The sequence below is a fragment of the Pseudomonas sp. FG35 genome (assembly GCF_057809295.1).
In genome coordinates, this window is record NZ_JBMDJR010000004.1 from 480042 (window position 1) to 502459 (window position 22418).

Consider the following 22418-nt stretch of genomic DNA (forward strand, 5'->3'; position numbering starts at 1 on the left):
AAGGAGGAGCAACGAGAATCTGGCGGATGCTTTTATCCAATAACTTGAAGCAGCACTGAAAGCTGCGCTCGAAAGTTAAAGTAATTTGTTAAGAGTAAGATTTTTTCGGTATTACAAAAGCGCTTCTGCTGTTGATTGAAGCAAGGTGGGAAATGGCTATTACTGCGTTTGCCGCTGCCGGTTTCCAGCGCAGGCCTGCTGATAATAAACAGCCCTGTCGCCTTTAATTCAAGCAGGGAAAAGAAAAAGGTGGAGAGTCGATCTGTAAGCCGGGTTCTGTCTTGAACAGTCATTCGTCTACGATGGCCATCACTGGACATCTTTAGCAACCTACCCGGTCCCAGCGCGGGCCACGCCTTGGGACCCTATTTGGTCTTGCTCCAAGTGGGGTTTACCTAGCCACGAACTGTTGCCAGACGTGCGGTGCGCTCTTACCGCACCTTTTCACCCTTACCGGCGCCGAAGCGCTTAGGCGGTTATTTTCTGTGGCACTTTCCGTAGGCTCACGCCTCCCAGGCATTACCTGGCACTTCGCCCTATGGAGCCCGGACTTTCCTCCCCCCCCTAATTTTCATAGAGGGCAGCGACTGTCCGATCGACTCTCCGCCGCGCAGGTTAACGGCAGAGCGGCCGAAGAACAAGCACTAATAGCCCGCAAAACGGTCTGCGCGACGGGTTACGCGTCTTTTTGCTGATCCAGCGCGACCTGATACAGCACGTTTTTGCGCTCACCGGTGATTTGCGCTGCCAGGGCTGCCGCACGCTTGAGCGGCATCTCTTCCAGCAACAGGTTAAGGATACGCATCGCCTCGCTGCTGACAGCGTCTTCGGATTCCGGCGCGGTCCAGCCCGCCACCACAACAACGCACTCGCCGCGCTGCTGATTGCTGTCGGCCTCGACGAATGCCCGCAACTCGCTCAGCGGTAATCCCTTGAGTGTTTCGAAGGTTTTGGTGATTTCACGAGCGAGCAATGCCGGACGGTCAGCGCCGAACACCGCTTCCATATCCTGCAGGCATTCCAGAATACGATGCGGCGCCTCGTAGAAAATCAACGTGCGCGGTTCTTCCTTGATAGCTTCCAGCCGCGCCTTGCGCCCTACGGCCTTGGCCGGCAAAAAGCCTTCGAAGATAAAACGGTCGGATGGCAGACCGGCAGCCGACAATGCCGCGATCAACGCGCACGCACCTGGCACCGGCACCACATTGATCCCGGCGGCACGCGCCTGACGCACCAGGTGATAACCAGGATCGGAGATCAGCGGCGTACCGGCATCGGAAATCAGTGCAACGTTGTCACCTGCCAACAGACGGGTAATGAAGCGACCGCCTTCATCCCGCTCGTTGTGTTCATGACAGGCTGCAAGCGGCGTGGAGATGCCGAAGTGCTGCATCAGGCGCTGGGAATGGCGCGTATCTTCGGCGGCGATCAGTGCCACCTCGCGCAGGATCTTCAACGCCCGGGCGCTGATGTCATCCAGGTTGCCGATGGGCGTCGCCACCACATAAAGCGAGCCCGCAGCGGAATTCAAAGGACCTGGAGCAGTCAAAGCGCACACCTCATGATCGGTAAAAGCCGCCATTGTAGCGCGTCGCACGCCGGACGACGCGTCCGGCTCGGACACGGTTTGTCGCACCATTGTGAGGCTGCGCACTCTTTGTATCAGCTAAATTGACGGTTTCACGCCAGCAACATCGCGCCCCGGCCAGTGCTTGGGTACAATTCGACGCTAATTTGATCGAGTATCAGGAACACTTACATGATCGCTTGCCTGCGGCTGTTCACTGCCCTCTGCCTCGCTGCCTTGCTGGCGGCTTGCGCCAGCTCCCCTTCCTCCAGCCTTGGCGAACTTCCTCGGACCCCGGATGCCACCATCGAGCAATTGCTCGAACAGGCTGCCCAGGCCAAATCGCCGGACAAGGCTGCGCTGTTGCGCCTGAGTGCGGCAGACATGGCGTACCGCCAGGGCAATGCCGGACAGTCCGCGCAAATCCTGCAGCAAGTGCCGATGGAACAACTCCAGCCGGGCCAGCAGGCATTCGCCAGCACCCTGTCTGCTGAACTGGCCATGACCCGCAACCAGCCGAAAGCCGCGCTGACTGCCTTGAGCCATCCAAGCCTGCAACGCCTGAGCGAACTGTCCGTACCGCTGCAAGTTCGCGCCGGCACGGTTCACGCCCGCGCCCTTGAAGCCGACGGCCAGACCCTGGCCGCTGCCCGCGAGCGCATCTTCATCGCGCCGATGCTGGAAGGCGAAGCAGCCAGCAAGAACCACGAAGCGATCTGGACCCTGATTGCGTCGCTGCCGGCCGATCAACTGCAAGCGAACACCACCGATGACCTCGGCGGCTGGATGAGCCTGGCCCTGGCCGTGAAAACCGCCGGCACCCTGGAACAGCAGCAAGCCGCCATCGACAACTGGCGCAACCAGCATCCAAAGCACCCAGCCGCGATCAACCTGCCGCTGCCCCTGACCAAACTCAAGGAACTGGCCAGCCAGCCCCTGAGCAAGATCGCCCTGCTGTTGCCACAGGACGGCCAGTTGGCCTCGGTCGGCAAGGCCCTGCGTGACGGCTTCATGGCCGCACACTATCAGGCTCAGCAAGCCGGCCAGAAACCACCGGCCATCGAGTTCTACGACAGCTCGAAACTGACCAATCTCGACGAGTTCTACCGCAAGGCCCAGGCCGATGGCGTGCAACTGGTCGTCGGCCCGCTGGAGAAGCCGCTGGTCAAACAGTTGAGCACTCGCCCGCAACTGCCGATCACCACCCTCGCCCTGAACTACAGCGAAGGCGATCAAGGCCCGGCGCAGTTGTTCCAGTTCGGTCTGGCCGCTGAAGACGAAGCCCGCGAAGTCTCCCGCCGCGCCCGTGCAGACGGCCTGCACCGCGCCGCGATCATGGTGCCAAAAGGCGAATGGGGCGACCGCGTCCTGCGCGCGTTCAGCCAGGACTGGCAAGCCAACGGCGGCAGCATTGTCGCCACCGAGCGCGTCGATCAGCCGGTGCAACTGGCCCAGCAGATCGCCGACATGTTCCAACTGCGTCAGAGCGAAGCTCGCGCCAAGAGCCTGCAGAATGCTGCCGGCACCAACGTTGCCGCCCAGCCTTCGCGTCGCCAGGACATCGAATTCATCTTCCTCGCCGCCACACCACAACAGGCGCAGCAAATCAAGCCGACCCTGAATTTCCAGTACGCCGGTGACGTGCCGGTCTACGCGACCTCCCACGTGTTCAGCGCCAGCGGCGACGTGAACCAGTACAACGACATGAACGGCGTGCGCTTCTGCGAAACCCCGTGGCTGCTGGAAACCAGCGATCCGCTGCGTCAGCAGGTCACCGCGCAATGGCCACAAGCCGCCGGCAGCCTCGGCCGCCTGTACGCGATGGGCGTCGATGCCTACCGCCTCGCGCCGCGCCTGGATCAGCTCAAGGCACTGCCGGACAGCCGCATTGAAGGTCAGTCGGGCAGCTTGGGCATGACTCAGTCCCAGCGAGTCGTACGTCAGTTGCCATGGGCACAGTTCGTCAGCGGTCAGATCCAGCGCCTGCCGGACACTCCACGCTGATGCCCGACAGGTCACACCTGCAAAGCGGCAAGGATGCCGAGCGCCAGGCGCTCGAGCATCTGCAACACCAGGGTCTGCGCCTGCTGGCGCAGAACTGGTTATGCAAACGCGGTGAGCTTGATCTGGTCATGCTTGATGGCGATACAGTAGTATTCGTCGAAGTCCGTTACCGTAAGAACACTCAATGGGGTGGCGCACTCGACAGCATCGATGGGCGCAAGCGGCAGAAACTGATTTTCGCCGCACAGTATTTTCTTCAGCGCGAATCGCGTTGGGCCAATTCCCCCTGCCGCTTCGACGTGGTGGCCATCGACAGTCACCAGGGTCAGCTGAACTGGTTGCAGAATGCGTTCGACAGTTGACCACCTGCCCCGACCCGGACACTTTCACTCAACACTTTTGCTCTTTGCTTTGCGGGCTGCACATTCACGTGCCGGACAGCCGCGCTAATTAAGGTCACACAGATGGACATGCAATCCCGAATTCGCCAGCTTTTCCAGGCCAGCATCGACACCAAGCAACAGGCGATGGACGTACTTGCACCGCACATCGAGCAAGCCAGCCAGGTGATGGTCAACGCCCTGCTCAACGAGGGCAAAATGCTCTCGTGCGGTAACGGCGGCTCGGCCGGCGATGCCCAGCACTTCTCCTCGGAACTGCTCAACCGTTTCGAGCGTGAGCGCCCGAGCCTGCCGGCGATCGCGCTGACCACCGACAGCTCGACCATCACCTCGATCGCCAACGACTACAGCTACAACGAAGTGTTTTCCAAGCAGATTCGCGCACTCGGCCAGCCGGGCGACGTATTGCTGGCGATTTCGACCAGCGGCAACTCGGCGAACATTATTCAGGCGATCCAGGCCGCACATGATCGCGAAATGATTGTCGTAGCATTGACCGGACGCGATGGCGGAGGCATGGCTTCACTGCTGCTGCCCGAAGACGTCGAGATTCGCGTACCGGCCAACGTCACCGCACGTATTCAGGAAGTCCACTTGCTGGCGATCCATTGCCTTTGCGATCTGATCGACAGCCAACTGTTCGGGAGTGAAGAATGACCCCTAATCGCCTTGGCCTTCTGGCCTTGACCCTGTGCCTCGGCATCAGTGGCTGCACCTCGGTGGTGAATGCCAGCCGTGAAGCGCCGATCGAAGACGACCGCGGCACCCGCACTTTCGGCAGCAAGATCGATGACTCGCTGATCGAAACCAAAGTCGGCGTCAACGTAGCCAAGGCCGATCCGGCCCTGGACAACGACTCGCACATCGTCGTGACCAGCTTCAACGGTGTCGTGCTGCTGGCCGGCCAGACCCCGCGCGCAGATCTCAAGGAAAAGGCCGAACAGGCCGCCGCCAACGTTCAGCGCGTGAAAAAGGTCCATAACGAACTGCAAGTGTTGCAGCCCTCCTCCCTGCTGGCTCGCCAGAACGATGCGTGGCTGACCACCAAGATCAAGACCCAGATGCTCACTGACGCCAGCATTCCCGGCTCGCGCATCAAGGTCGTGACCGAGAACGGTATTGTCTATCTGCTGGGCTTGCTGACCAAACAGGAAGCCGCCCAGGCGACCAACCTGGTGCAGGGTGTTTCCGGCGTACAGAAGATTGTGAAGCTGTTCGAATACATCGACTGACCCGCAAAACGCAGGCACAAAAAAGGCGATCCAACCGGATCGCCTTTTTTATTACTTCACCACTTTCAGACTTGGCCGACCGCTTGGGCGCGGTGGCTCGCTGTCCGGTGGCGGAACATCGTCATCCTGCTCGATCTCGTCTTCGTCATCCATCGGCGACTCCAGATCGAACACCATGCCCTGACCGTTCTCCCGGGCATAGATCCCCAGAATCGCAGCAATCGGCACGTACAGACTGTGCGGGACGCCACCGAAGCGACCTTCGAAGGTCACAACGTCATTGTCCATGTGCAAGTGCCGCACGGCACTTGGCGAAATGTTCAGGACAATCTGCCCGTCACTGGCAAAGCCCTGTGGCACCTGCACCGCCGGGTACTCGGAATTGACCAGCATGTGCGGGGTGCAATCGTTATCCACAATCCACTCGTAGAGCGCGCGGACCAGATAAGGTCGACTGGAGTTCATAGCGGCTCCTTAAGCCTTAGCGCATGTCACGTTCGACACCAGACAGACTCGCCTGGAATGCCTCACGCGCAAACTGACGCTCCATATAATCAAGCAGCGGCTTGGCCGGCCGCGGCAGTTCTATACCCAGAATCGGCAAACGCCAGAGTATTGGCAATAGGCAGCAATCCACCAGACTTTGTTCCTCGCTGAGGAAAAACGGCTTGTCGGCAAACAGCGGCGACACGCCCGTCAGGCTTTCGCGCAATTCCTTGCGCGCCACGGCACGGGCCGCTTCCTTGGTGCGCGAATCCAGAATCAGATCCACCAGACCACACCAGTCGCGCTGAATACGATGAATCAGCAGACGGCTGTTGGCACGCGCCACCGGGTACACAGGCATCAACGGTGGATGCGGGTAACGCTCATCCAGGTATTCCATCACCACGGTCGACTCCCACAACGCCAGGTCTCGATCGACCAGCGTGGGCAGACTGCCGTAAGGGTTCACTTCAATCAGTTTAGGCGGCTGACGACCAGCCTCCACAAAAATGATTTCGGCGCTGACACCCTTCTCTGCAAGCACGATGCGCACTCGGTGGGAATAGTGGTCGGCGGGGTCGGAGTAACAGGCCAACCGATTGGTCACGCCCATGGCGATCCTCCTCGCTTGTTGAAATAGTCGGAGCCGGAAAAACGCGCGCGCCCAGAGGGCACCTCCCGCAACGACTGGCGAACCAGGCGTTGCGTTTTCAGAGGCGCCCTTGGGCGCGCGCGATTAACAGCAATTGCTTGAAGCGTTATCAGTGCACGTCTTTCCAGTATTCACGCTTGAGCAGGTAGGCGAACACAAAGAAGAACGCCAGGTACAGCAAGACGTAAGTACCGATGCGCTGATGTTGCAGCTTAACCGGGTTAGCCGAGTAAGCCAGGAAGGTTACCAGATTCTTGACCTTCTCATCGAACTGCTCTTCGTTGAGACTTCCGGTTTTCGGCACGATGGTCAACTGATCGCACGCTTCATGAGTCAGAGGCGTACCGGTCAGCGGGTCATATTGCTTCTTGCCGTCCTCGACGATCTGTACCTGTTTGCAACCCACAACCTGGCGACCTTGCAGGCCGACCAGCACGTTGGGCATGCCGACGTTCGGGAAGACCTTGTTGTTCACGCCCCATGGACGCGCAGGATCTTCGTAGAACGACTTGAGGTAACCGTAGAGCCAGTCGGTGCCGCGAACACGAGCCACCAGCGTCAGGTCTGGCGGCGCTGCGCCGAACCAGGTCTTGGCGTCGGCCGGCTGCATGCCGATGTTCATGTGATCGCCGATCTTGGCGCCGGTGAACACCAGTTTTTCCAGCATCAGTTCGTGCGGAACACCGAGGTCATCGGCCACACGCTCGTAACGCTGGAACTTGGCACTGTGGCAGCCCATGCAATAGTTGGCGAAAGTACGCGCGCCATCCTGCAGGGCAGCCTTGTCGGAAACGTCGATGTCGACCTTTTCCAGTTCCGGACCACCGTGTTCGGCCGCGAAAGACAGCACTGGCAGAGCAGCAAAAATCAGAGCAAAAAATAACTTTTTCATCAGCCAGTCACCCTTTCCGGAACCGGTTTGGTCTTCTCGAGCCTGGTGTAGAACGGCATCAGAATGAAGTAGGCGAAGTACAGGAAGGTGCAGACCTGCGACAGCAGCGTACGGCCTGGCGTCGGGGCCAGAACACCCAGAATGCCGAGGATCACGAACGAAATGCAGAACACCACCAGCCAGATCTTGCTCATCCAGCCTTTGTAACGCATCGACTTGACCGGGCTGCGGTCGAGCCACGGCAGGACGAACAGCACCGCAATCGCGGCACCCATGGCGATAACGCCCATGAGCTTGTCAGGGACCGCCCGCAAGATTGCGTAGAACGGTGTGAAGTACCAGACCGGTGCAATGTGCTCTGGGGTCTTGAACGGGTTGGCCTGCTCGAAGTTAGGTTTTTCGAGGAAGTAACCGCCCATTTCCGGGAAGAAGAACACAATGAAGCAGAAGATGAACAGGAACACCACAACGCCGACGATATCTTTCACGGTGTAGTACGGGTGGAAGGCGATGCCGTCCAGCGGGATACCGTTTTCGTCTTTGTGCTTCTTGATGTCCACGCCGTCCGGGTTGTTCGAACCGACTTCGTGCAATGCCAGGATGTGCAGCACCACCAGACCGAGAATCACGATAGGCAGCGCAACCACGTGCAGGGCGAAGAAGCGGTTCAGGGTGATTCCGGAAATCAGGTAGTCACCACGGATCCACTGGGTCAGGTCGTTGCCGATGACCGGAATCGCGCCGAACAGCGAGATGATCACCTGGGCACCCCAGTAGGACATCTGGCCCCACGGCAGCAGGTAACCCATGAAGGCTTCAGCCATCAGCGCCAGGTAGATCAGCATGCCGAAGACCCACACCAGCTCACGCGGCTTCTGGTACGAACCGTAGAGCAGGCCACGGAACATGTGCAGATAGACCACGATGAAGAACGCCGAAGCGCCGGTGGAGTGCAGCAGGCGCAGGATCGAACCGTACTCGACGTCGCGCATGATGTATTCGACGGAAGCGAACGCTTCTTCCGCCGACGGGGTGTAGCTCATGGTCAGCCAGACGCCGGTGACGATCTGGTTGACCAGAACGAGCAGCGCCAGCGAGCCGAAGAAATAGAAGAAGTTGAAGTTTTTTGGCGCGTAATACTTGCTGAGATGGTCTTCCCACATTTTGGTGGCGGGGAAGCGTGCATCAACCCAATCCATGAACTTGCTCATCACGCTTTCTCCGTATCGACGCCAATGACAATCAGGTCATCGGTCTCATAGGAATGCGGGGGTACTGGCAGGTTCAAAGGCGCAGGTTGCGACTTGTAGACGCGGCCAGCCAGATCGTAGTGGGAACCGTGGCAAGGGCAGAAATAACCGCCTACCCAGTCTTTGCCCAGATCCGCGGGTGCCACTTCGGGACGGAAGGTCGGTGAGCAACCCAGGTGAGTGCAGATCCCGATCAGCAGGAGGATTTCCGGCTTGATCGAACGCACTTCAGGGTCGACATAAGTGGGTTGCGTGGAGTTTTTGGAGGTCGGATCGGAGAGTTGGCCTTCGATCTTTTTGAGATTCCCCAGGATTTCCTCGGTACGGCGGACAATGAACACCGGCTGGCCGCGCCATTCAGCAATCATCTGCTGTCCTGGCTCGATTTTGCTGACATTCACTTTCACCGGTGCTCCGGCAGCTTTCGCCTTGGCACTGGGAAACCATGACCCCACGAACGGGACCGCAGCCCCCACCGCTCCTGCAGCACCCACCACGGATGTGGCTGCTACCAAGAAGCGACGCCGGCCTGCATTCACGCCGTCATTGCTCATTCAGTCCTCTCCCATCAGCTTTGTGGCCTGTTAAATCAGGCGTCTACTAAATTGAAACTATGTACTTATAAAAATTTTGCCGAATGGTAATGAAAACCCCCAATTCTGACAAGGTAATTACCCGGAGGGCTGGCCCTCAAGCCTTGTAGTATAGGGGGTCTACGAATGTGGCAAGTTGTCACAGCGCAATTATTCAAGAAATCGCACGCATAAAAAAACGCCCGGTTCCGTGAGGAATCGGGCGTTCTTTTTGAACGTGGAAGCGAAATTAACGCTTCGAGTACTGCGGACGCTTACGCGCTTTACGCAGACCAACTTTCTTACGTTCAACTTCACGGGCGTCGCGGGTAACGAAGCCAGCTTTGCGCAGAGCGCTACGCAGGGTTTCGTCGTAGTCCATCAGAGCGCGAGTGATGCCGTGACGGATTGCGCCAGCCTGACCACTTACACCACCACCGATGACGGTGACGTAGATGTCGAACTTCTCGACAGTCTCAGTCAGTTCCAGCGGCTGACGAACTACCATGCGGGCAGTTTCGCGACCGAAGAACGTGTCCAGGGAGCGGTTGTTGATGGAGATGTTACCAGTACCCGGACGCAGGAAAACGCGTGCGGTTGCGGTCTTGCGACGGCCAGTGCCGTAATTTTGAGTCGCCGACATAATGAACTATTCCGTTAAATCTTCAGTTCTTGGGGCTGCTGAGCAGTATGAGGGTGTGCAGCGCCCGCATAGACTTTCAGCTTACGGTACATGTCGCGACCCAGTGGGTTTTTAGGCAGCATGCCTTTAACCGCGGTCTCGATCACGCGCTCAGGGGCCTTGGCGATCAGCTTTTCAAAGTTGATCGACTTGATGCCGCCCGGGAAACCGGAGTGGGAGTAGTACATTTTGTCAGTGGTTTTAGCGCCGGTAACACGGATCTGCTCAGCGTTGATTACGACGATGTAGTCGCCGGTGTCAACGTGAGGAGTGTACTCAGGCTTGTGCTTGCCACGCAGACGGCTCGCGATTTCGGTGGCCAGACGACCCAGGGTCTGACCAGCAGCGTCGACGACAAACCAGTCGCGCTTTACTGTTTCCGGTTTAGCAGTAAAAGTTTTCATTCTTTATAGCCTCAGGGGCCGCCTGTAAATAAGACGGCGGATCTTACTGAATAGTGCGTACTTTGACAAGTCAAAGGCAGCCGGATACAGACGCTTTCGGGGGCTCGGGTCGGCGCGTCCGTTCAACGGCAAGATTCTTCGGCGGCGGGGCATCACTTCCACTGCAGAAAGAGGTCGGCAATTATGCAGATTGCGAAAAAAATTTCAACCTGCTTTTATGCTTGTTTTGCCCAAGGAGCACCCGATGGACTATCGCCAGCTAGGCCGTACCGACCTGAACGTGAGTGCAATCTGCCTCGGCACCATGACCTGGGGCGAGCAAAACACTGAAGCTGAAGCCTTCGCCCAGATCGAACGGGCAAAAGAGGCCGGGATCAATTTCCTCGACACTGCCGAAATGTACCCGGTGCCGCCAAAAGCCGACACCTACGCCACCACCGAGCGCTACATCGGCAATTACTTCAAGAGCCGTGGCGACCGCGCCGACTGGATTCTCGCCAGCAAGATCGCCGGCCCCGGCAACACCATCGACTACATCCGCGACAAGAACCTGCGCCACAACCGCCAGCACATCACCGAGGCCGTGGACGCCAGCCTCAAGCGCCTGCAGACCGACTACATCGATCTGTATCAATTGCACTGGCCGGAGCGCAGCACCAACTTTTTCGGACAACTGGGCTACAAGCACCAGACCGAAGCCAACCTGACGCCGCTCGAAGACACCCTTGAGGCGCTCGATGAGCAAGTGAAGGCCGGCAAGATCCGCCACATCGGTTTGTCCAACGAAACGCCGTGGGGCACCATGCGATTTCTCGCCCTGGCCGAAGCCCGTGGCTGGCCGCGCGCTGTCTCGATCCAGAACCCGTACAACCTGCTCAACCGCAGTTTCGAGATCGGTCTGGCGGAAATCGCCATCCGTGAACAATGCGGCCTGCTCGCCTATTCGCCGCTGGCGTTCGGTTTCCTGTCGGGCAAGTACGAAGGTGGGGCGCGTCCACCGAAAGGCCGCCTGAGCCTCTACAGCCGTTTCAGCCGCTATTTCAACCCGCAATCGGAAGCAGCATGCAGCCGTTACGTGGCGCTGGCCCGTGAACACGGCCTGGATCCGGCACAAATGGCCCTGGCATTCGTGAACCAGCAACCGTTCGTCACCAGCAACATCATCGGGGCGACAACGCTGGAGCAACTGGACAGCAACATCGCCAGCTACGAGTTGAAACTGTCGAAGGAAGTGCTGGAAGGGATCGAAGCGATTCACAAGGATCATCCGAACCCGGCGCCGTGATCAGCCGCTAAAAGCTTCGCGAGCAGGCTCGCTCCCACAGGTACAGCGTGATCATTGTGGGAGCGAGCCTGCTCGCGAAGGGGCCAGTCAACTCACTGCAAAACTCAAAGCGACCGCGCAATGATCTCCTTCATGATTTCATTGGTGCCGGCATAGATGCGCTGCACCCGCGCATCCGCCCAGGCCCGGGCCACCGGGTATTCCCACATGAAACCGTAACCGCCATGCAGTTGCACGCACTCGTCGAGCACCTTGCATTGCAGGTCGGTGCCCCAGTACTTGGCCATCGCCGCCGTCGGCACATCCAGCTTGCCTTGCAGATGCAGCTCAAGGCAGCGGTCGACGAACACCCGGCCGATCTGAATCTCGGTGGCCATTTCCGCCAGTTTGAAGCGGGTATTCTGGAAGTCGGCAATCGACTTGCCGAACGCCTTGCGCTCGCGGGTGTAATCCAGCGTCCATTGCAGCGCCGCCTCGGCTGAAGCCAGACCGCCAATCGCCACAGTCAGACGCTCCTGCGGCAGTTCCTGCATCAGATAGGCAAATCCCGCCCCGGCCTGACCCAAGAGGTTTTCTTTCGGCACGCGCACGTCCTGGAAGAACAATTCCGACGTGTCCTGAGCCTTCATTCCGACCTTATCCAGGCGTTTGCCCTTGTCGAAGCCCGGTGTGTTCGCCTCCACCAGAAACAGGCTGGTACCCTTGGCACCGGCCTTGGGATCGGTCTTGGCCACGACAATCACCAGATCCGCCAGGAAGCCGTTGGTGATAAAGGTTTTCGAACCGTTGATCACATATTCGTCGCCATCCAGTACCGCCGTGGTCTTGACCCCTTGCAGGTCGGAACCGGCGCCGGGCTCGGTCATGGCGATCGCGGTAACCATCTCGCCAGACACCAGTTTCGGCAGGTATTTCTGCTTCAGCGCTTCGCTGCCGTAATGCAGGATGTACGGCGCGACGATGTCCGAATGCAGTGAAAAACCGATACCGGTCAAACCCAGCCGCCCGACTTCTTCGATCACGACCGCGCTGTAAAGAAAGTCCGCCCCCAACCCGCCGTATTCCTCCGGCAGGTGCGAGCAGAGCATCCCCGCCTCCCCTGCCTTGTTCCACAGTTTGCGGTCGATGTAGCCTTGCTTTTCCCATTGCCCATGGAACGGCACGGCCTCTTTTTCGAGGAAGGTTCGTACGCTGTCGCGGAACAATTCGTGCTCGGAGCTGAACAAGGTTCTGGGAATCATGCGGCACCTTTTATTTATTGTTGGAGGGATCAGACCTTCAGAGACTAAGCCTCGCTTCCGATACAGGACACTGGACACATCCGACAAAAAATAAGACGATCCAGCCGTCTGGTGACCACTTTCCCTTATAAAAACAAAAGTTGAATTATGTCCAAGCAAGTCTCCACGCCCTTGCGGCGCGTCAGCATCCTGGCGATCGACCGGGTTTTCGCTTCCACCCTCATGCAAGCCAAGGATTTCTTCCATCTGGCCAGCCTGCGTTACGGCAAACAACTGGGCCACGGCCTGACTCCGGCGTTCGAAACCCGCTTGGTCAGCCCCGACGGCAAACCGGTCAACAGCTTCAGTGACGTGGTCATGCCGGTGGACGGCGGCCTGGAAAACGCCGACGTCATCATCCTCCCGGCGTTCTGGGACGATTTCGATACGCTGTGCCAACGTTACCCACAGATCCTGCCGTGGCTGCGCGAACAGCATGCCCGGGGCGCGGTGCTCTGCGGCGAGGCCACCGGGGTGTTCTGGCTGGCCGAGGCCGGGTTGCTCAACGGCAAGGAAGCGACCACCTACTGGCGTTTCTTCAACGCCTTCGCCGAGCGTTTCCCGCAGGTCTATCTCAATCAGGACAAGCACCTGACCGACGCCGACAACCTGTACTGCGCCGGCGGTACGACCTCAGCCTGCGATCTCTACATTTATCTGATCGAGCGCTTCTGCGGCGCCAATGTGGCTCAGGCTGTGGCCCGCGACATTCTCTATGAAGTCCAACGCAGCTATGCACCGGGTCGCATTGGTTTCGGTGGCCAGAAACTGCATCAGGACGTGATCATCCTGCAGATCCAGCACTGGCTCGAAGAGCATTTCGCCGACAAGTTCCGCTTCGAAGACGTGGCCCGCGAGCACGGCATGAGCATCCGTAACTTCATGCGCCGCTTCCAGACCGCCACCGGTGACAAGCCACTGCACTACCTGCAACGGCTGCGCATCGAGACTGCCAAGGGCTTGCTCTCCGGCAGTCGCAAGAGCATCAAGACCATCAGCTACGAAGTCGGCTACGACGATGCGAGTTTCTTCGCACGGCTGTTCCGCCAGCACACCGAACTGTCGCCGAACCAGTACCGGCAGCAGTTCCAGCAAGCTGCCTGACGATTCGACCAGACACAAAAAAGGGCCTGCATCTGCAGGCCCTTTTTGTTTGCCGAATCCGCTTAAGGCTTGTGCGCCCGGGACAGGAATTCGTGCGATTGCATCTCCAGCAGACGGCTGAGGGTACGCTGGAACTCGAACGTCAGACGCCCGCCGGTGTACAGGTCTTTCAACTCGACTTCGGCAGAAATGATCAGTTTGACGTTACGGTCGTAGAACTCGTCGACCATGTTGATGAAGCGTCGGGCGATGTCGTCGGTGGTGACGCTCATCTGCTCCACGCCACTGAGCAGCACGGCGTGGAAGATCTTGCCCAGTTCGATGTAGTCGTTCTGGCTGCGCGGGCCGTCGCACAGTTCGCGGAAGTCGAACCAGGCCACGTCATCGCAAGTACGCAGGGCACGGATTTCGCGGTTCTCGATGATCAGCACATCGTTTTCCACCGCCGCCGTGCACTCAGGCGTCAGCGCGCGGAAGCTCTTGCGCAGGCTTTCGTGAGCGGCTTCGTCCAGCGGATAGTGGAACAGCTCCGCTTGTTCGAGGTGGCGCAGACGGTAGTCGACGCCGCTGTCGACGTTGACGATCTCGGTGTTCTGCTTGATCAGCGCGATGGCCGGCAGGAAGCGCGCGCGTTGCAGGCCGTCCTTGTACAGGCCGTCCGGCACGATGTTCGACGTGGCGACCAGGGTCACGCCGTTCTTGAACAGCTCTTCCATCAGCGTGCCGAGGATCATGGCGTCGGTGATGTCGGAAACGAAAAATTCATCGAAGCAGATGACCCGCGATTCCGTCGCAAAACGCTTGGCGATGATGGTCAGCGGGTTTTTCTCGCCGCCGAGGGTTTTCATCTCTTCGTGCACGCGCTTCATGAAGCGGTGGAAGTGAGTGCGAGTCTTTTCCTTGAATGGCAGCGCTTCGAAGAAAGTGTCCACCAGGTAAGTCTTGCCGCGACCCACGCCGCCCCAGAAGTACAGGCCCTTGACCGGCGTCTGATCCTTTTTGCCAAACAGCTTGCCCAGCAAACCCGGCTTGTTCTGCTCGGCCGCGATCAGATCGTCATACAGGCGTTGCAGATGACGCACGGCAGTTTCCTGCGCCGCATCATGGAAGAAGTCCGGGCGTTTCAGATCAGCTTGATATCGTTCTAGGGGCGTCATAATTCGTTAGCAAGGCAACAAAAACGGGCCGTCACTGTAGCGATGGCCCGTGGGAATGGCAATCGGCCCTTGGTCGGGCCGAGCCGTTGATTATTCCTGAACCGGTGTCAGAGCGATCCGCAAGGCCTCGACAGCCGCATCCCGCGCAGCCACGTCGGCGAACGCCGGGCTGTCGCCGACGCACTCGCCTTCCAGCCAGACGCTGAAGCTCAGGTCTTCGCTGCGTACATCCAGCGCCTGACCCGATTGCAGTTGTTTGGTCACCTGACCGGCGGTTTTACCGTCGGCAAAGTTGCGCGACAGCAGCAGTTGCTCGCCGTCAGCCGCCAGCAGACGGAAACGGAAGCTGCCGTCGTCTTCACGGAAGCTGACGAAACGTGCGGCTTTCGCAGCTTTCTTCTTGGTGGTCGCAGCCACCTGAACCTGACTGACGAAGGAGCGCAGGCCGACCGCTTCGCGCAACTCGTTGAGGAACGGCGTCGCCACCGCACGAGCCTTCTTGGCGCCGTGTTGCAGGATGTCTTCCAGATCTGCCGGACGCTCGATCAACTGGTGATAACGCTCGCGGGATTCGCCCAGCTCGTTGTCGAGCAACTGGAACAGACGGTTCTTCGCCTCGCCCCAACCCAGACCGCCCAGCAGCTCGCTGCGGAACTCGTCAGCCTGCGCCGGTGTGGCGAACGCCTGGAACAGGGTGAACAGGTGCGAGTTGTCCGGATCTTTCGCTTCGCCTGGCGCACGGGAGTCGGTAACGATCCTTGAAATCGCGTCCTTCATGTCCTTGGCGCTGGTGAACAGAGGGATGGTGTTGTCGTAGCTCTTGGACATCTTGCGACCGTCCAGGCCCGGCAATGTGGCCACGCTCTCCTCGATCAGCGCTTCGGGCATGGTGAAGAACTCCTTGCCCTGGCCGAACAGGTGGTTGAAACGCTGGCCAATATCACGGGCCATTTCCACGTGCTGGATCTGGTCGCGACCGACCGGCACCTTGTGCGCGTTGAACATCAGAATGTCCGCCGCCATCAGTACCGGATAGCTGTACAAACCCATGGTGATGCCGGCATCCGGGTCTTCGCCGGTCTCGACATTCTTGTCTACCGAAGCCTTGTAAGCATGGGCGCGGTTGAGCAGGCCCTTGGCGGCGACGCAGGTCAGCAGCCAGGTCAGCTCGGGGATTTCCGGGATGTCGGACTGACGGTAGAAGGTCACGCGATCCACATCCAGGCCACCGGCCAGCCAGGTCGCGGCGATTTCCAGACGCGAGCGCTGGATGCGCAGCGGGTCATCGCACTTGATCAGGGCGTGATAGTCGGCCAGAAAGTAGAACGAGTCGGCATTGCTGTCGCGGCTGGCGAGAATCGCCGGGCGAATGGCACCGGCGTAGTTGCCCAGGTGCGGGGTGCCGGTGGTGGTGATGCCGGTGAGGATGCGGGTACGGTTCGTCATGGGTAATCGCTTGTCAGACTGCAATCAATTCGAGAGACGCGGCAGGATCAGATCCTTGAGATCGGTCAGCTTGCCATGAAAAAAGTGTCCGCATTCTGCCACTTTCAGCAGCTCATGGGGGCGCGGGAGTTTGTCAGACCAGTCGTAGACCAGCGGCGGCTCGATCACTTCGTCTGTTTCCGGCTGGATCACGGTCAGCTCACCCTGCTGCGGCAATTGATCCTGATCGCCCAGACGCATCACCGCCGGCGCGACCATGAACAGATGCTTGAGCGTGATGCCCCGGGATTCGAGACGACCGCCGAGACTTGCTGCAACAAATCCGCCGAAGGAGAAGCCGAACAGGGTCAACGGCAGCTCCGGATGCTTTTCCAGCAACCAGGCGGCAGCGGCCTGGGCGTCGTCGACCTCACCAGTGCCCATGTCATGGGAACCTTCGCTGGCACCGACGCCGCGATAGTTGAAGCGCAAGGTAATCAGGCCGGCGTCGCGTGCGGTGCGCTGCAGGGTCGAGACGACCTTGTTGAGCATGGTGCCGCCCTGCACCGGGTTGGGGTGGCAGATCAACGCGATGCCGCGTGGCTGCTCATTGTCCAGATACAAAGACTCAAGTTGCCCCACCGGGCCATCAATCACTACAGGGGTTTCACGCATCAGCAAGGAAGGAACTCCGTGACCTCGAATCGGGTCGACTCGTCTAGCAAATTGTCTGTGCCAGTCTATTGCGAGTGAATCGCGGTATACAGCGCAGGTTCGAGCCGTTAACGTAAAGCAAAGCCGTTTATAGAGGAAGGACTCGTGGAACACTCGCTCTTAGTTTGGTTGTTACCGACTCTTGCCCTGGTTGTGGGTGTCGCCATTGGTTTCCTGATCGCTCGCGTTGCGCCGAACGCCGCGCCCAGCCGCACGCAGCGTCAACTGGATGATATTCAGGAACGTTTCGACAGTTATCAGAACGAAGTGGTGACCCACTTCAACAGCACCGCCAATCTGGTCAAGAAACTGACCCAGAGCTATCAGGAAGTGCAGGATCACCTCGCCGACGGCGCCAACCGCCTGGCCCTGGACGAGCAGACCCGTCAACGCTTGCTCGCCTCGCTGCACTCTGAAGCAGCACAGGCCCCACGGGAACGCCTGACACCACCACGGGATCAGGAACCTCCGCGTGACTACGCGCCGAAGACCCCGAACTCGCCGGGCATGCTTGATGAGCATTACGGCCTGAAGAAGTAATCAAGCAACACCACAACACAAATTCGAACCAAAAAAAAACCCGGCAAGCATTACGCTTGGCGGGTTTTTCGTTTTCCAGGGAGCGTGAGGCCACTGAAATGCCGTCTCACCACTCCACTGCCGGACATGCAGCACATACCTGGATTACCTAACGGCGGGGTCCACACGCTATCATGCGCAAAAATTCAGTCTCGCCCGGTGACGAAGACATGAATCCGATGCCTCGCCCATGCCACAGGCTCAGGATGGCGCAGCAACCCGGGGATCACACTCTCGACCGAGTTTTGCAGCCAGTAACCATTTTTTGAAGATGCTGCGGATATCGCTGGCAAGAAAGAAATATTCTCAATACGTCGCACACGGGTGCGCCAGAAAGGACAAGCAGAATGGCCGTGCCATCCCATCATAATAATTTCAATTTGCTGCGACTGGTGTTTGCAACGCTAGTTGTGTTTTCACACTCGTATGCCTTGCTGGGTTACGAGGAGCCGATTATATGGGGTCGGTCTCTTGGAAACCTTTCCGTTCATGGCTTCTTCGTCATTAGCGGATATCTGATTTGCCAGAGCTACTTGAGAAGCAGCACGTTTGTTTCCTTTGCTGCAAACCGGGTGTTGCGCATATTGCCAGGGCTGCTTGTCGCCATGTTTGCAACAGGATTGATTGCCAGTCATTTCGGAGGTTTCAAAGAGAACCCCGTACCGTATATCGCAAACGGCCCGGTCTGGACGTTGACCTGGGAAGTTGTGTGTTATTTGATGCTTGCCGTACTCGGACTGCTGGGAACACTTAACCGTGACGGATTCTCGGTATTCTTTGCTGTGGCCTGGCTGCTCTATCTCTTGAACCTGTCCAGTGACAGTGCGCCTGTTCTGGTCATTGCCCCGCTGATCATGATGTTCCTGGCGGGGATGTTCATTGCGCTTGTTGAAGCCAGATTGTGCTTCGGAAAACTCGCAGTGTGGTCTTGCGCCATCTTGGCCTTTCTCGCCTACCTGCCCCTGCCGCTGGCAATCTACGAATGGATCTCCAGTAACATTCCGTTTTTGTGGGGGCCAAAAGTATCATTTGAGCAGTTTGTACGAATTGGCTACATGGTGGCATTTCCAGCCTTCATCATTTACCTCGGCAAACACACCAGGCCTCTGATGAGTTTGAAGAACGACATTTCTTATGGCGTTTACATTTATGGCTGGCCGATTGCGCAGGCAATCGTTGCAATCGCAGCACAACACAGCGTCAAACTAAATGTTTTCAGCTATTTCCTGATTACGATGGTGGTACTTGCCCCAGCAGCATTTGTGTCCTGGAAAGTCATTGAAAAACCATCCATGTCGCTGAAGAAGTGGTTTGATCGCCCACTTCCACAGGCAAAAAGCGTGGAAAAGACTTCGCCTTGAGAAGCACCGTGGACGCGCCTGCGCCATGATCCGTAGCGCTCACGCAAAAGTATTCAAAAAAAACCGACAGCGAACTGTCGGTTTTTTTGTTCGGCCCTTTTTCAGTACTGCTGAACAGGCTGGCCAGGTTGTTGATACTGCTGGCCCGGGATCGCCTTGAGGTTCACCTCGACGCGGCGGTTCTGCGCCCGGCCGTTGACGTCACCGTTGCTGGCGATCGGGTTATCCGGGCCGGCACCGCGGGCGCTCAGGTTGGCACCGCTTACACCCTGCGAAGTCAGGTAGGTCGCCACGCTCTGCGCACGACGCTGGGACAGGTCCATGTTGTGCTGACGGCTGCCGGTGCTGTCGGTGTAGCCGACGATTTCGATCTGGTTCTGGTTGAACTCTTTGAGCGAGTTGGCCAGATTGTTCAGCGGCTGATAGAAGCTGGAAGCGATGTTCGCCGAATCGGTGGCGAAGGTGATGTTGCCCGGCATGATCAGCTTGATCTGGTCGCCCTGACGCTGCACTTCAACCCCGGTATTGGCCATGCTGGCGCGCAGTTTTTTCTCCTGCTGGTCAGCGTAGTAGCCGTAACCGGCGGCCGAGGCACCGACGACGGCTGCACCGATCAGCGCACCCTTGCCGCGGTTGTTGTGGTCGATGGCGGCACCGGCCAGCGCGCCGGCCAGTGCACCGAGGCCACCGTACTTGGCGGTTTTGCTCATGCCCTGAGAGCCACCGTCGGCCTGACCCTGATTGTCATACGGGTTGGGCGAGGCGCAGCCGGACAAGACGGCCACGGCAGTAGCGACAATAATCAAACGACGCGTGGTGAACATGGAGTGCTCCTACATTTTGCATTCTGTGATGCCGCGGCCATTGGCAATTGGCCCGTGCGGGCGTTGGATCATGACAATGCACAAAAATTCCGCTGGGCACCCGTGACAAAATGTTTAGGCACGCACAAACGGGTTCTCGCGCATTTCATCCCCCAGACGCGTATCCGGACCATGCCCGGCCACAACGGTCGCGTCTTCATCCAGGGTGTACAGCCGCTGCTTGATCGATCGCACGATGGTCGCCTGATCGCCGCCCCACAAATCCGTGCGCCCTACTCCGCGACGAAACAGCGTGTCGCCGGCTATCAACAGCTTAGCCTCGGAAAACCAGAAGCTCATGGAACCTGGTGTATGCCCCGGCGTGTGCAACGCCACGCCACAGCCACAGGCCAGCTCTTCATCGTCGCTCAACCAGCGATCCGGTGACGGCACCGGGGTATAAGGCACACCAAACATCTGGCATTGCATCTCGAGGTTGTCCCACAGGAACTGATCCTCTTTATGCAGGTGCAACGTGGCGCCGGTCTTCTCTTTCATCTGGCCGGAAGCCAGGAAGTGATCGAGGTGCGCGTGGGTGTGAATGATGCTGACCACTTTCAGACCGAGCGCATCGAGGCGAGCCATGATCAGGTCAGAATTGCCGCCCGGATCGACAACGATGGCTTTTTTGGTAATCGGATCGCCGATGATCGTGCAGTTGCACTGCAGAGGACCGACAGGGAAGGTTTCGCGGATGAGCGTTGGAGCGGTGACGGTCATAAGAGATGAGGTTCCTGGACAAACGGCACTGAAACAGCCTCAGGATTCTACTGTAATCGCCGATACATTCCGCCAAGTCAGCAATTTGACGCCATTGATCCGAAAAATAGTGGCACAGTGATGTCAAACTCACTGTGACTCGTGCAAAATCGCTTCTTTTTTTGTAGCGGCCGCATCCAGGAAGGGCCGCAGAGCACTCAGGAAATCCGCATGCCCAGCCCGATTGGTTACTCCTATAGTTCAAATGTCGATCTCACCGGAAACGCGCAGATCGACAGTCTGTTGTTCGGTACCAAATGGATGAACAATCCTTTGAACCATACCGGCGCCATCACCAGCCTAACCTACAGCTTTCTTTCGATTGGCCAATCGAGTTTCGCTCGCAACTACAGCAGTAATAACGAATTCCTGAAGAGTTTTGAACTGACGGACGTACAGAAAACGGCCGTCCAGAGTGCCTTGAGCGCATGGAGCTCGGTCGCCAACGTCAAATTCATACAAGTCACCGAGACCTCGAGCAATGTCGGAGACCTGCGTTTTGGCGGCTATTCGAACATGCCAGACGGCACGGTGGCATGGGCGTACTTGCCCGACGATACTCCGCGCGCCGGAGACGTCTGGATCGGTCCGGAAACCGACAGCCTGGATCCGTCGAAAGGCTCCTACGACTACCTGACCTTCGTACACGAGATCGGTCACGCCCTGGGACTCAAGCATCCGTTCAGCATTGGCATCGGCAACTTCAACACCTTGCCCTATGCACTGGACGATGTTCGCTACACCGTCATGAGCTACAACGATGGTTATGCTTTCCAGCCCACCACGCCGATGATGCTGGACATTGCTGCCATGCAGACAATCTACGGCGCCAATACTCAATGGCAGGCAGGTAACAACACCTATAGCTGGGCGCCCGACCAATCTGTTTTCGAGACCATTTGGGATGCCGGCGGCAACGATACGATCGATGCCAGCAACCAGAACACCGCCGTTATCCTGAACCTCAATGAAGGTCAGTTCAGTCAGATCGGCAAGGCGTTCCTCAAATACGACAACATGACCATGTTCAACCAGGGTCTGGCCATTGCTTATGGAACCCAGATCGAGAATGCGGTCGGCTCAGCGCAAAATGATGTACTTATCGGAAACGCGCTGGCCAACGTCCTTGACGGGCGTGGCGGGGCTGACACCATGAATGGCGGCGCCGGCAACGACACCTATGTTGTGGACAATATTGCCGACTCCGTCGTGGAAACCGGCAGCTCGCCCTGGGAGATCGACACAGTTCTCTCGTGGGTGGATTACAGCCTTACCGCCAACGTCGAAAACCTGACGATGATGGGCACGGCTAACCTCACTGCCAATGGCAACGCGCTCAACAACGTTCTGACCGGCAACGCCGGGAATAACGTGCTCAATGGTGGTGCCGGCGCAGACGTACTCATCGGTGGGCTGGGTAACGACACCTACCTGGTCGAGAACCCCGGTGACACCATCATCGAAACGAGCACCTCTCCAACGGAGATCGATACTGTCCTGTCGGCAGTGAGCTGGACGCTGGGGGCGAATCTCGAGAACCTTACCCTGCTCGGCGCCGCCCACCTGGCCGGTGTCGGCAACGCCCTCAACAACACCCTGATCGGCAATGCCGGCAACAACGTGCTCGATGGTCTGGGTGGCGCCGACACCCTGAGCGGCGGCGCGGGTAACGACACTTACATCGTCGACAACGCCGGTGACGTGGTGATCGAAAACAACGCTTCGCCAAGCGAAGTCGACACCGTGCTC

General features: G+C 58.3%; 23 protein-coding genes and 1 other RNA gene. 9 read left to right on the plus strand and 15 right to left on the minus strand.

Annotation, left to right across the window (positions count from 1 at the left end):
- Window positions 1-249 precede the first annotated feature (249 nt).
- Together rnpB and rsmI are read right to left on the minus strand one after the other, a co-directional pair.
- Window positions 250-603, minus strand: an RNA gene (gene rnpB / locus ACODTD_RS11215) — RNase P RNA component class A.
- Window positions 604-676: 73 nt separating this feature from the next.
- Entirely contained in the window at window positions 677-1582 is a 906-nt protein-coding gene (rsmI, locus tag ACODTD_RS11220; RefSeq protein WP_221615430.1) for a 16S rRNA (cytidine(1402)-2'-O)-methyltransferase, read from the minus strand.
- 177 nt (window positions 1583-1759) lie between these two features.
- Between rsmI and ACODTD_RS11225 the strand changes: the two genes are divergently transcribed.
- The 4 genes from ACODTD_RS11225 to ACODTD_RS11240 all read left to right on the plus strand — a co-directional run bounded on the left by ACODTD_RS11225 (window position 1760) and on the right by ACODTD_RS11240 (window position 5204).
- On the plus strand, window positions 1760-3571 hold the full coding sequence (locus tag ACODTD_RS11225) for a penicillin-binding protein activator (RefSeq protein ID WP_011335869.1): 1812 nt from the start codon (window positions 1760-1762) through the stop codon (window positions 3569-3571).
- Window positions 3571-3933, plus strand: a complete 363-nt coding sequence (locus ACODTD_RS11230; protein ID WP_007956783.1) for a YraN family protein — start codon at window positions 3571-3573, stop codon at window positions 3931-3933. Before ACODTD_RS11225 ends, ACODTD_RS11230 begins: the two co-directional genes overlap by 1 nt.
- Window positions 3934-4035: 102 nt before the next feature.
- A complete protein-coding gene (locus tag ACODTD_RS11235; RefSeq protein ID WP_007928463.1) occupies window positions 4036-4629 on the plus strand; it encodes a phosphoheptose isomerase in 594 nt (197 codons plus the stop codon).
- The gene (locus ACODTD_RS11240) at window positions 4626-5204 is read left to right on the plus strand and encodes a BON domain-containing protein (RefSeq protein WP_011335871.1); all 579 of its coding nucleotides are present in this window, start codon (window positions 4626-4628) and stop codon (window positions 5202-5204) included. The genes ACODTD_RS11235 and ACODTD_RS11240 overlap by 4 nt, the downstream gene beginning before the upstream one ends.
- Before the next feature lie 51 nt (window positions 5205-5255).
- Here ACODTD_RS11240 and ACODTD_RS11245 read toward each other — a convergent pair whose 3' ends face one another.
- The 7 genes from ACODTD_RS11245 to rplM all read right to left on the minus strand — a co-directional run bounded on the left by ACODTD_RS11245 (window position 5256) and on the right by rplM (window position 10142).
- Window positions 5256-5669 (minus strand): ClpXP protease specificity-enhancing factor, encoded by a 414-nt coding sequence (locus ACODTD_RS11245; RefSeq protein ID WP_007956787.1) that lies wholly within the window; start codon window positions 5667-5669, stop codon window positions 5256-5258.
- Window positions 5670-5685: 16 nt separating this feature from the next.
- Window positions 5686-6303 (minus strand): glutathione S-transferase N-terminal domain-containing protein, encoded by a 618-nt coding sequence (locus ACODTD_RS11250; protein WP_011335872.1) that lies wholly within the window; start codon window positions 6301-6303, stop codon window positions 5686-5688.
- Between the two features lie 148 nt (window positions 6304-6451).
- Window positions 6452-7234 carry a cytochrome c1 gene (locus ACODTD_RS11255; protein WP_011335873.1) on the minus strand — a complete coding sequence of 261 codons (783 nt, stop codon included), beginning with the start codon at window positions 7232-7234 and terminating at the stop codon, window positions 6452-6454.
- A complete protein-coding gene (locus tag ACODTD_RS11260; RefSeq protein ID WP_007956792.1) occupies window positions 7234-8445 on the minus strand; it encodes a cytochrome b in 1212 nt (403 codons plus the stop codon). Before ACODTD_RS11260 ends, ACODTD_RS11255 begins: the two co-directional genes overlap by 1 nt.
- A complete protein-coding gene (gene petA / locus ACODTD_RS11265) occupies window positions 8445-9038 on the minus strand; it encodes a ubiquinol-cytochrome c reductase iron-sulfur subunit (RefSeq protein WP_007917031.1) in 594 nt (197 codons plus the stop codon). Before petA ends, ACODTD_RS11260 begins: the two co-directional genes overlap by 1 nt.
- 268 nt (window positions 9039-9306) lie before the next feature.
- Window positions 9307-9699, minus strand: a complete 393-nt coding sequence (gene rpsI / locus ACODTD_RS11270) for a 30S ribosomal protein S9 (protein WP_007956794.1) — start codon at window positions 9697-9699, stop codon at window positions 9307-9309.
- A 14-nt stretch (window positions 9700-9713) separates the two neighbouring features.
- Window positions 9714-10142 carry a 50S ribosomal protein L13 gene (rplM, locus tag ACODTD_RS11275; protein WP_003228062.1) on the minus strand — a complete coding sequence of 143 codons (429 nt, stop codon included), beginning with the start codon at window positions 10140-10142 and terminating at the stop codon, window positions 9714-9716.
- A 244-nt stretch (window positions 10143-10386) separates the two neighbouring features.
- Here rplM and ACODTD_RS11280 point away from each other — a divergent pair, with 244 nt between their 5' ends.
- Window positions 10387-11427: an NADP(H)-dependent aldo-keto reductase gene (locus ACODTD_RS11280; RefSeq protein ID WP_085655282.1), complete on the plus strand. Its 1041-nt coding sequence runs from the start codon at window positions 10387-10389 to the stop codon at window positions 11425-11427.
- Window positions 11428-11531: 104 nt separating this feature from the next.
- On the opposite strand, the gene ACODTD_RS11285 is transcribed toward ACODTD_RS11280, so the two are convergent.
- Window positions 11532-12668 carry an acyl-CoA dehydrogenase family protein gene (locus ACODTD_RS11285; protein WP_489104839.1) on the minus strand — a complete coding sequence of 379 codons (1137 nt, stop codon included), beginning with the start codon at window positions 12666-12668 and terminating at the stop codon, window positions 11532-11534.
- Window positions 12669-12914: 246 nt separating this feature from the next.
- Here ACODTD_RS11285 and ACODTD_RS11290 point away from each other — a divergent pair, with 246 nt between their 5' ends.
- On the plus strand, window positions 12915-13811 hold the full coding sequence (locus ACODTD_RS11290) for a GlxA family transcriptional regulator (RefSeq protein WP_170929381.1): 897 nt from the start codon (window positions 12915-12917) through the stop codon (window positions 13809-13811).
- A gap of 62 nt (window positions 13812-13873) precedes the next feature.
- Here ACODTD_RS11290 and zapE read toward each other — a convergent pair whose 3' ends face one another.
- From zapE to ACODTD_RS11305, 3 genes are all read right to left on the minus strand, one after another.
- Window positions 13874-14968 carry a cell division protein ZapE gene (gene zapE / locus ACODTD_RS11295; protein WP_011335877.1) on the minus strand — a complete coding sequence of 365 codons (1095 nt, stop codon included), beginning with the start codon at window positions 14966-14968 and terminating at the stop codon, window positions 13874-13876.
- A gap of 90 nt (window positions 14969-15058) precedes the next feature.
- Window positions 15059-16414 carry a tryptophan--tRNA ligase gene (locus tag ACODTD_RS11300; protein ID WP_489104840.1) on the minus strand — a complete coding sequence of 452 codons (1356 nt, stop codon included), beginning with the start codon at window positions 16412-16414 and terminating at the stop codon, window positions 15059-15061.
- 24 nt (window positions 16415-16438) lie between these two features.
- Window positions 16439-17068: an alpha/beta hydrolase gene (locus ACODTD_RS11305; protein WP_489104842.1), complete on the minus strand. Its 630-nt coding sequence runs from the start codon at window positions 17066-17068 to the stop codon at window positions 16439-16441.
- A gap of 144 nt (window positions 17069-17212) precedes the next feature.
- Here ACODTD_RS11305 and ACODTD_RS11310 point away from each other — a divergent pair, with 144 nt between their 5' ends.
- Both ACODTD_RS11310 and ACODTD_RS11315 read left to right on the plus strand, forming a co-directional pair.
- Window positions 17213-17647, plus strand: a complete 435-nt coding sequence (locus ACODTD_RS11310; protein ID WP_011335880.1) for a Z-ring associated ZapG family protein — start codon at window positions 17213-17215, stop codon at window positions 17645-17647.
- A 386-nt stretch (window positions 17648-18033) separates the two neighbouring features.
- A complete protein-coding gene (locus ACODTD_RS11315) occupies window positions 18034-19047 on the plus strand; it encodes an acyltransferase family protein (protein WP_085649200.1) in 1014 nt (337 codons plus the stop codon).
- A 101-nt stretch (window positions 19048-19148) separates the two neighbouring features.
- Here ACODTD_RS11315 and ACODTD_RS11320 read toward each other — a convergent pair whose 3' ends face one another.
- Entirely contained in the window at window positions 19149-19871 is a 723-nt protein-coding gene (locus ACODTD_RS11320) for a YiaD family glycine zipper/OmpA-like lipoprotein (RefSeq protein ID WP_085649201.1), read from the minus strand.
- Between the two features lie 114 nt (window positions 19872-19985).
- Complete coding sequence (locus tag ACODTD_RS11325) at window positions 19986-20630, minus strand: MBL fold metallo-hydrolase (protein ID WP_221615251.1); 645 nt, start codon at window positions 20628-20630, stop codon at window positions 19986-19988.
- A 210-nt stretch (window positions 20631-20840) separates the two neighbouring features.
- On the opposite strand from ACODTD_RS11325, the gene ACODTD_RS11330 reads away from it, so the two are divergent.
- Window positions 20841-22418, plus strand: a 1578-nt coding sequence (locus tag ACODTD_RS11330; protein ID WP_489104841.1) for a M10 family metallopeptidase C-terminal domain-containing protein, incomplete at its 3' end; no start/stop codon positions are given.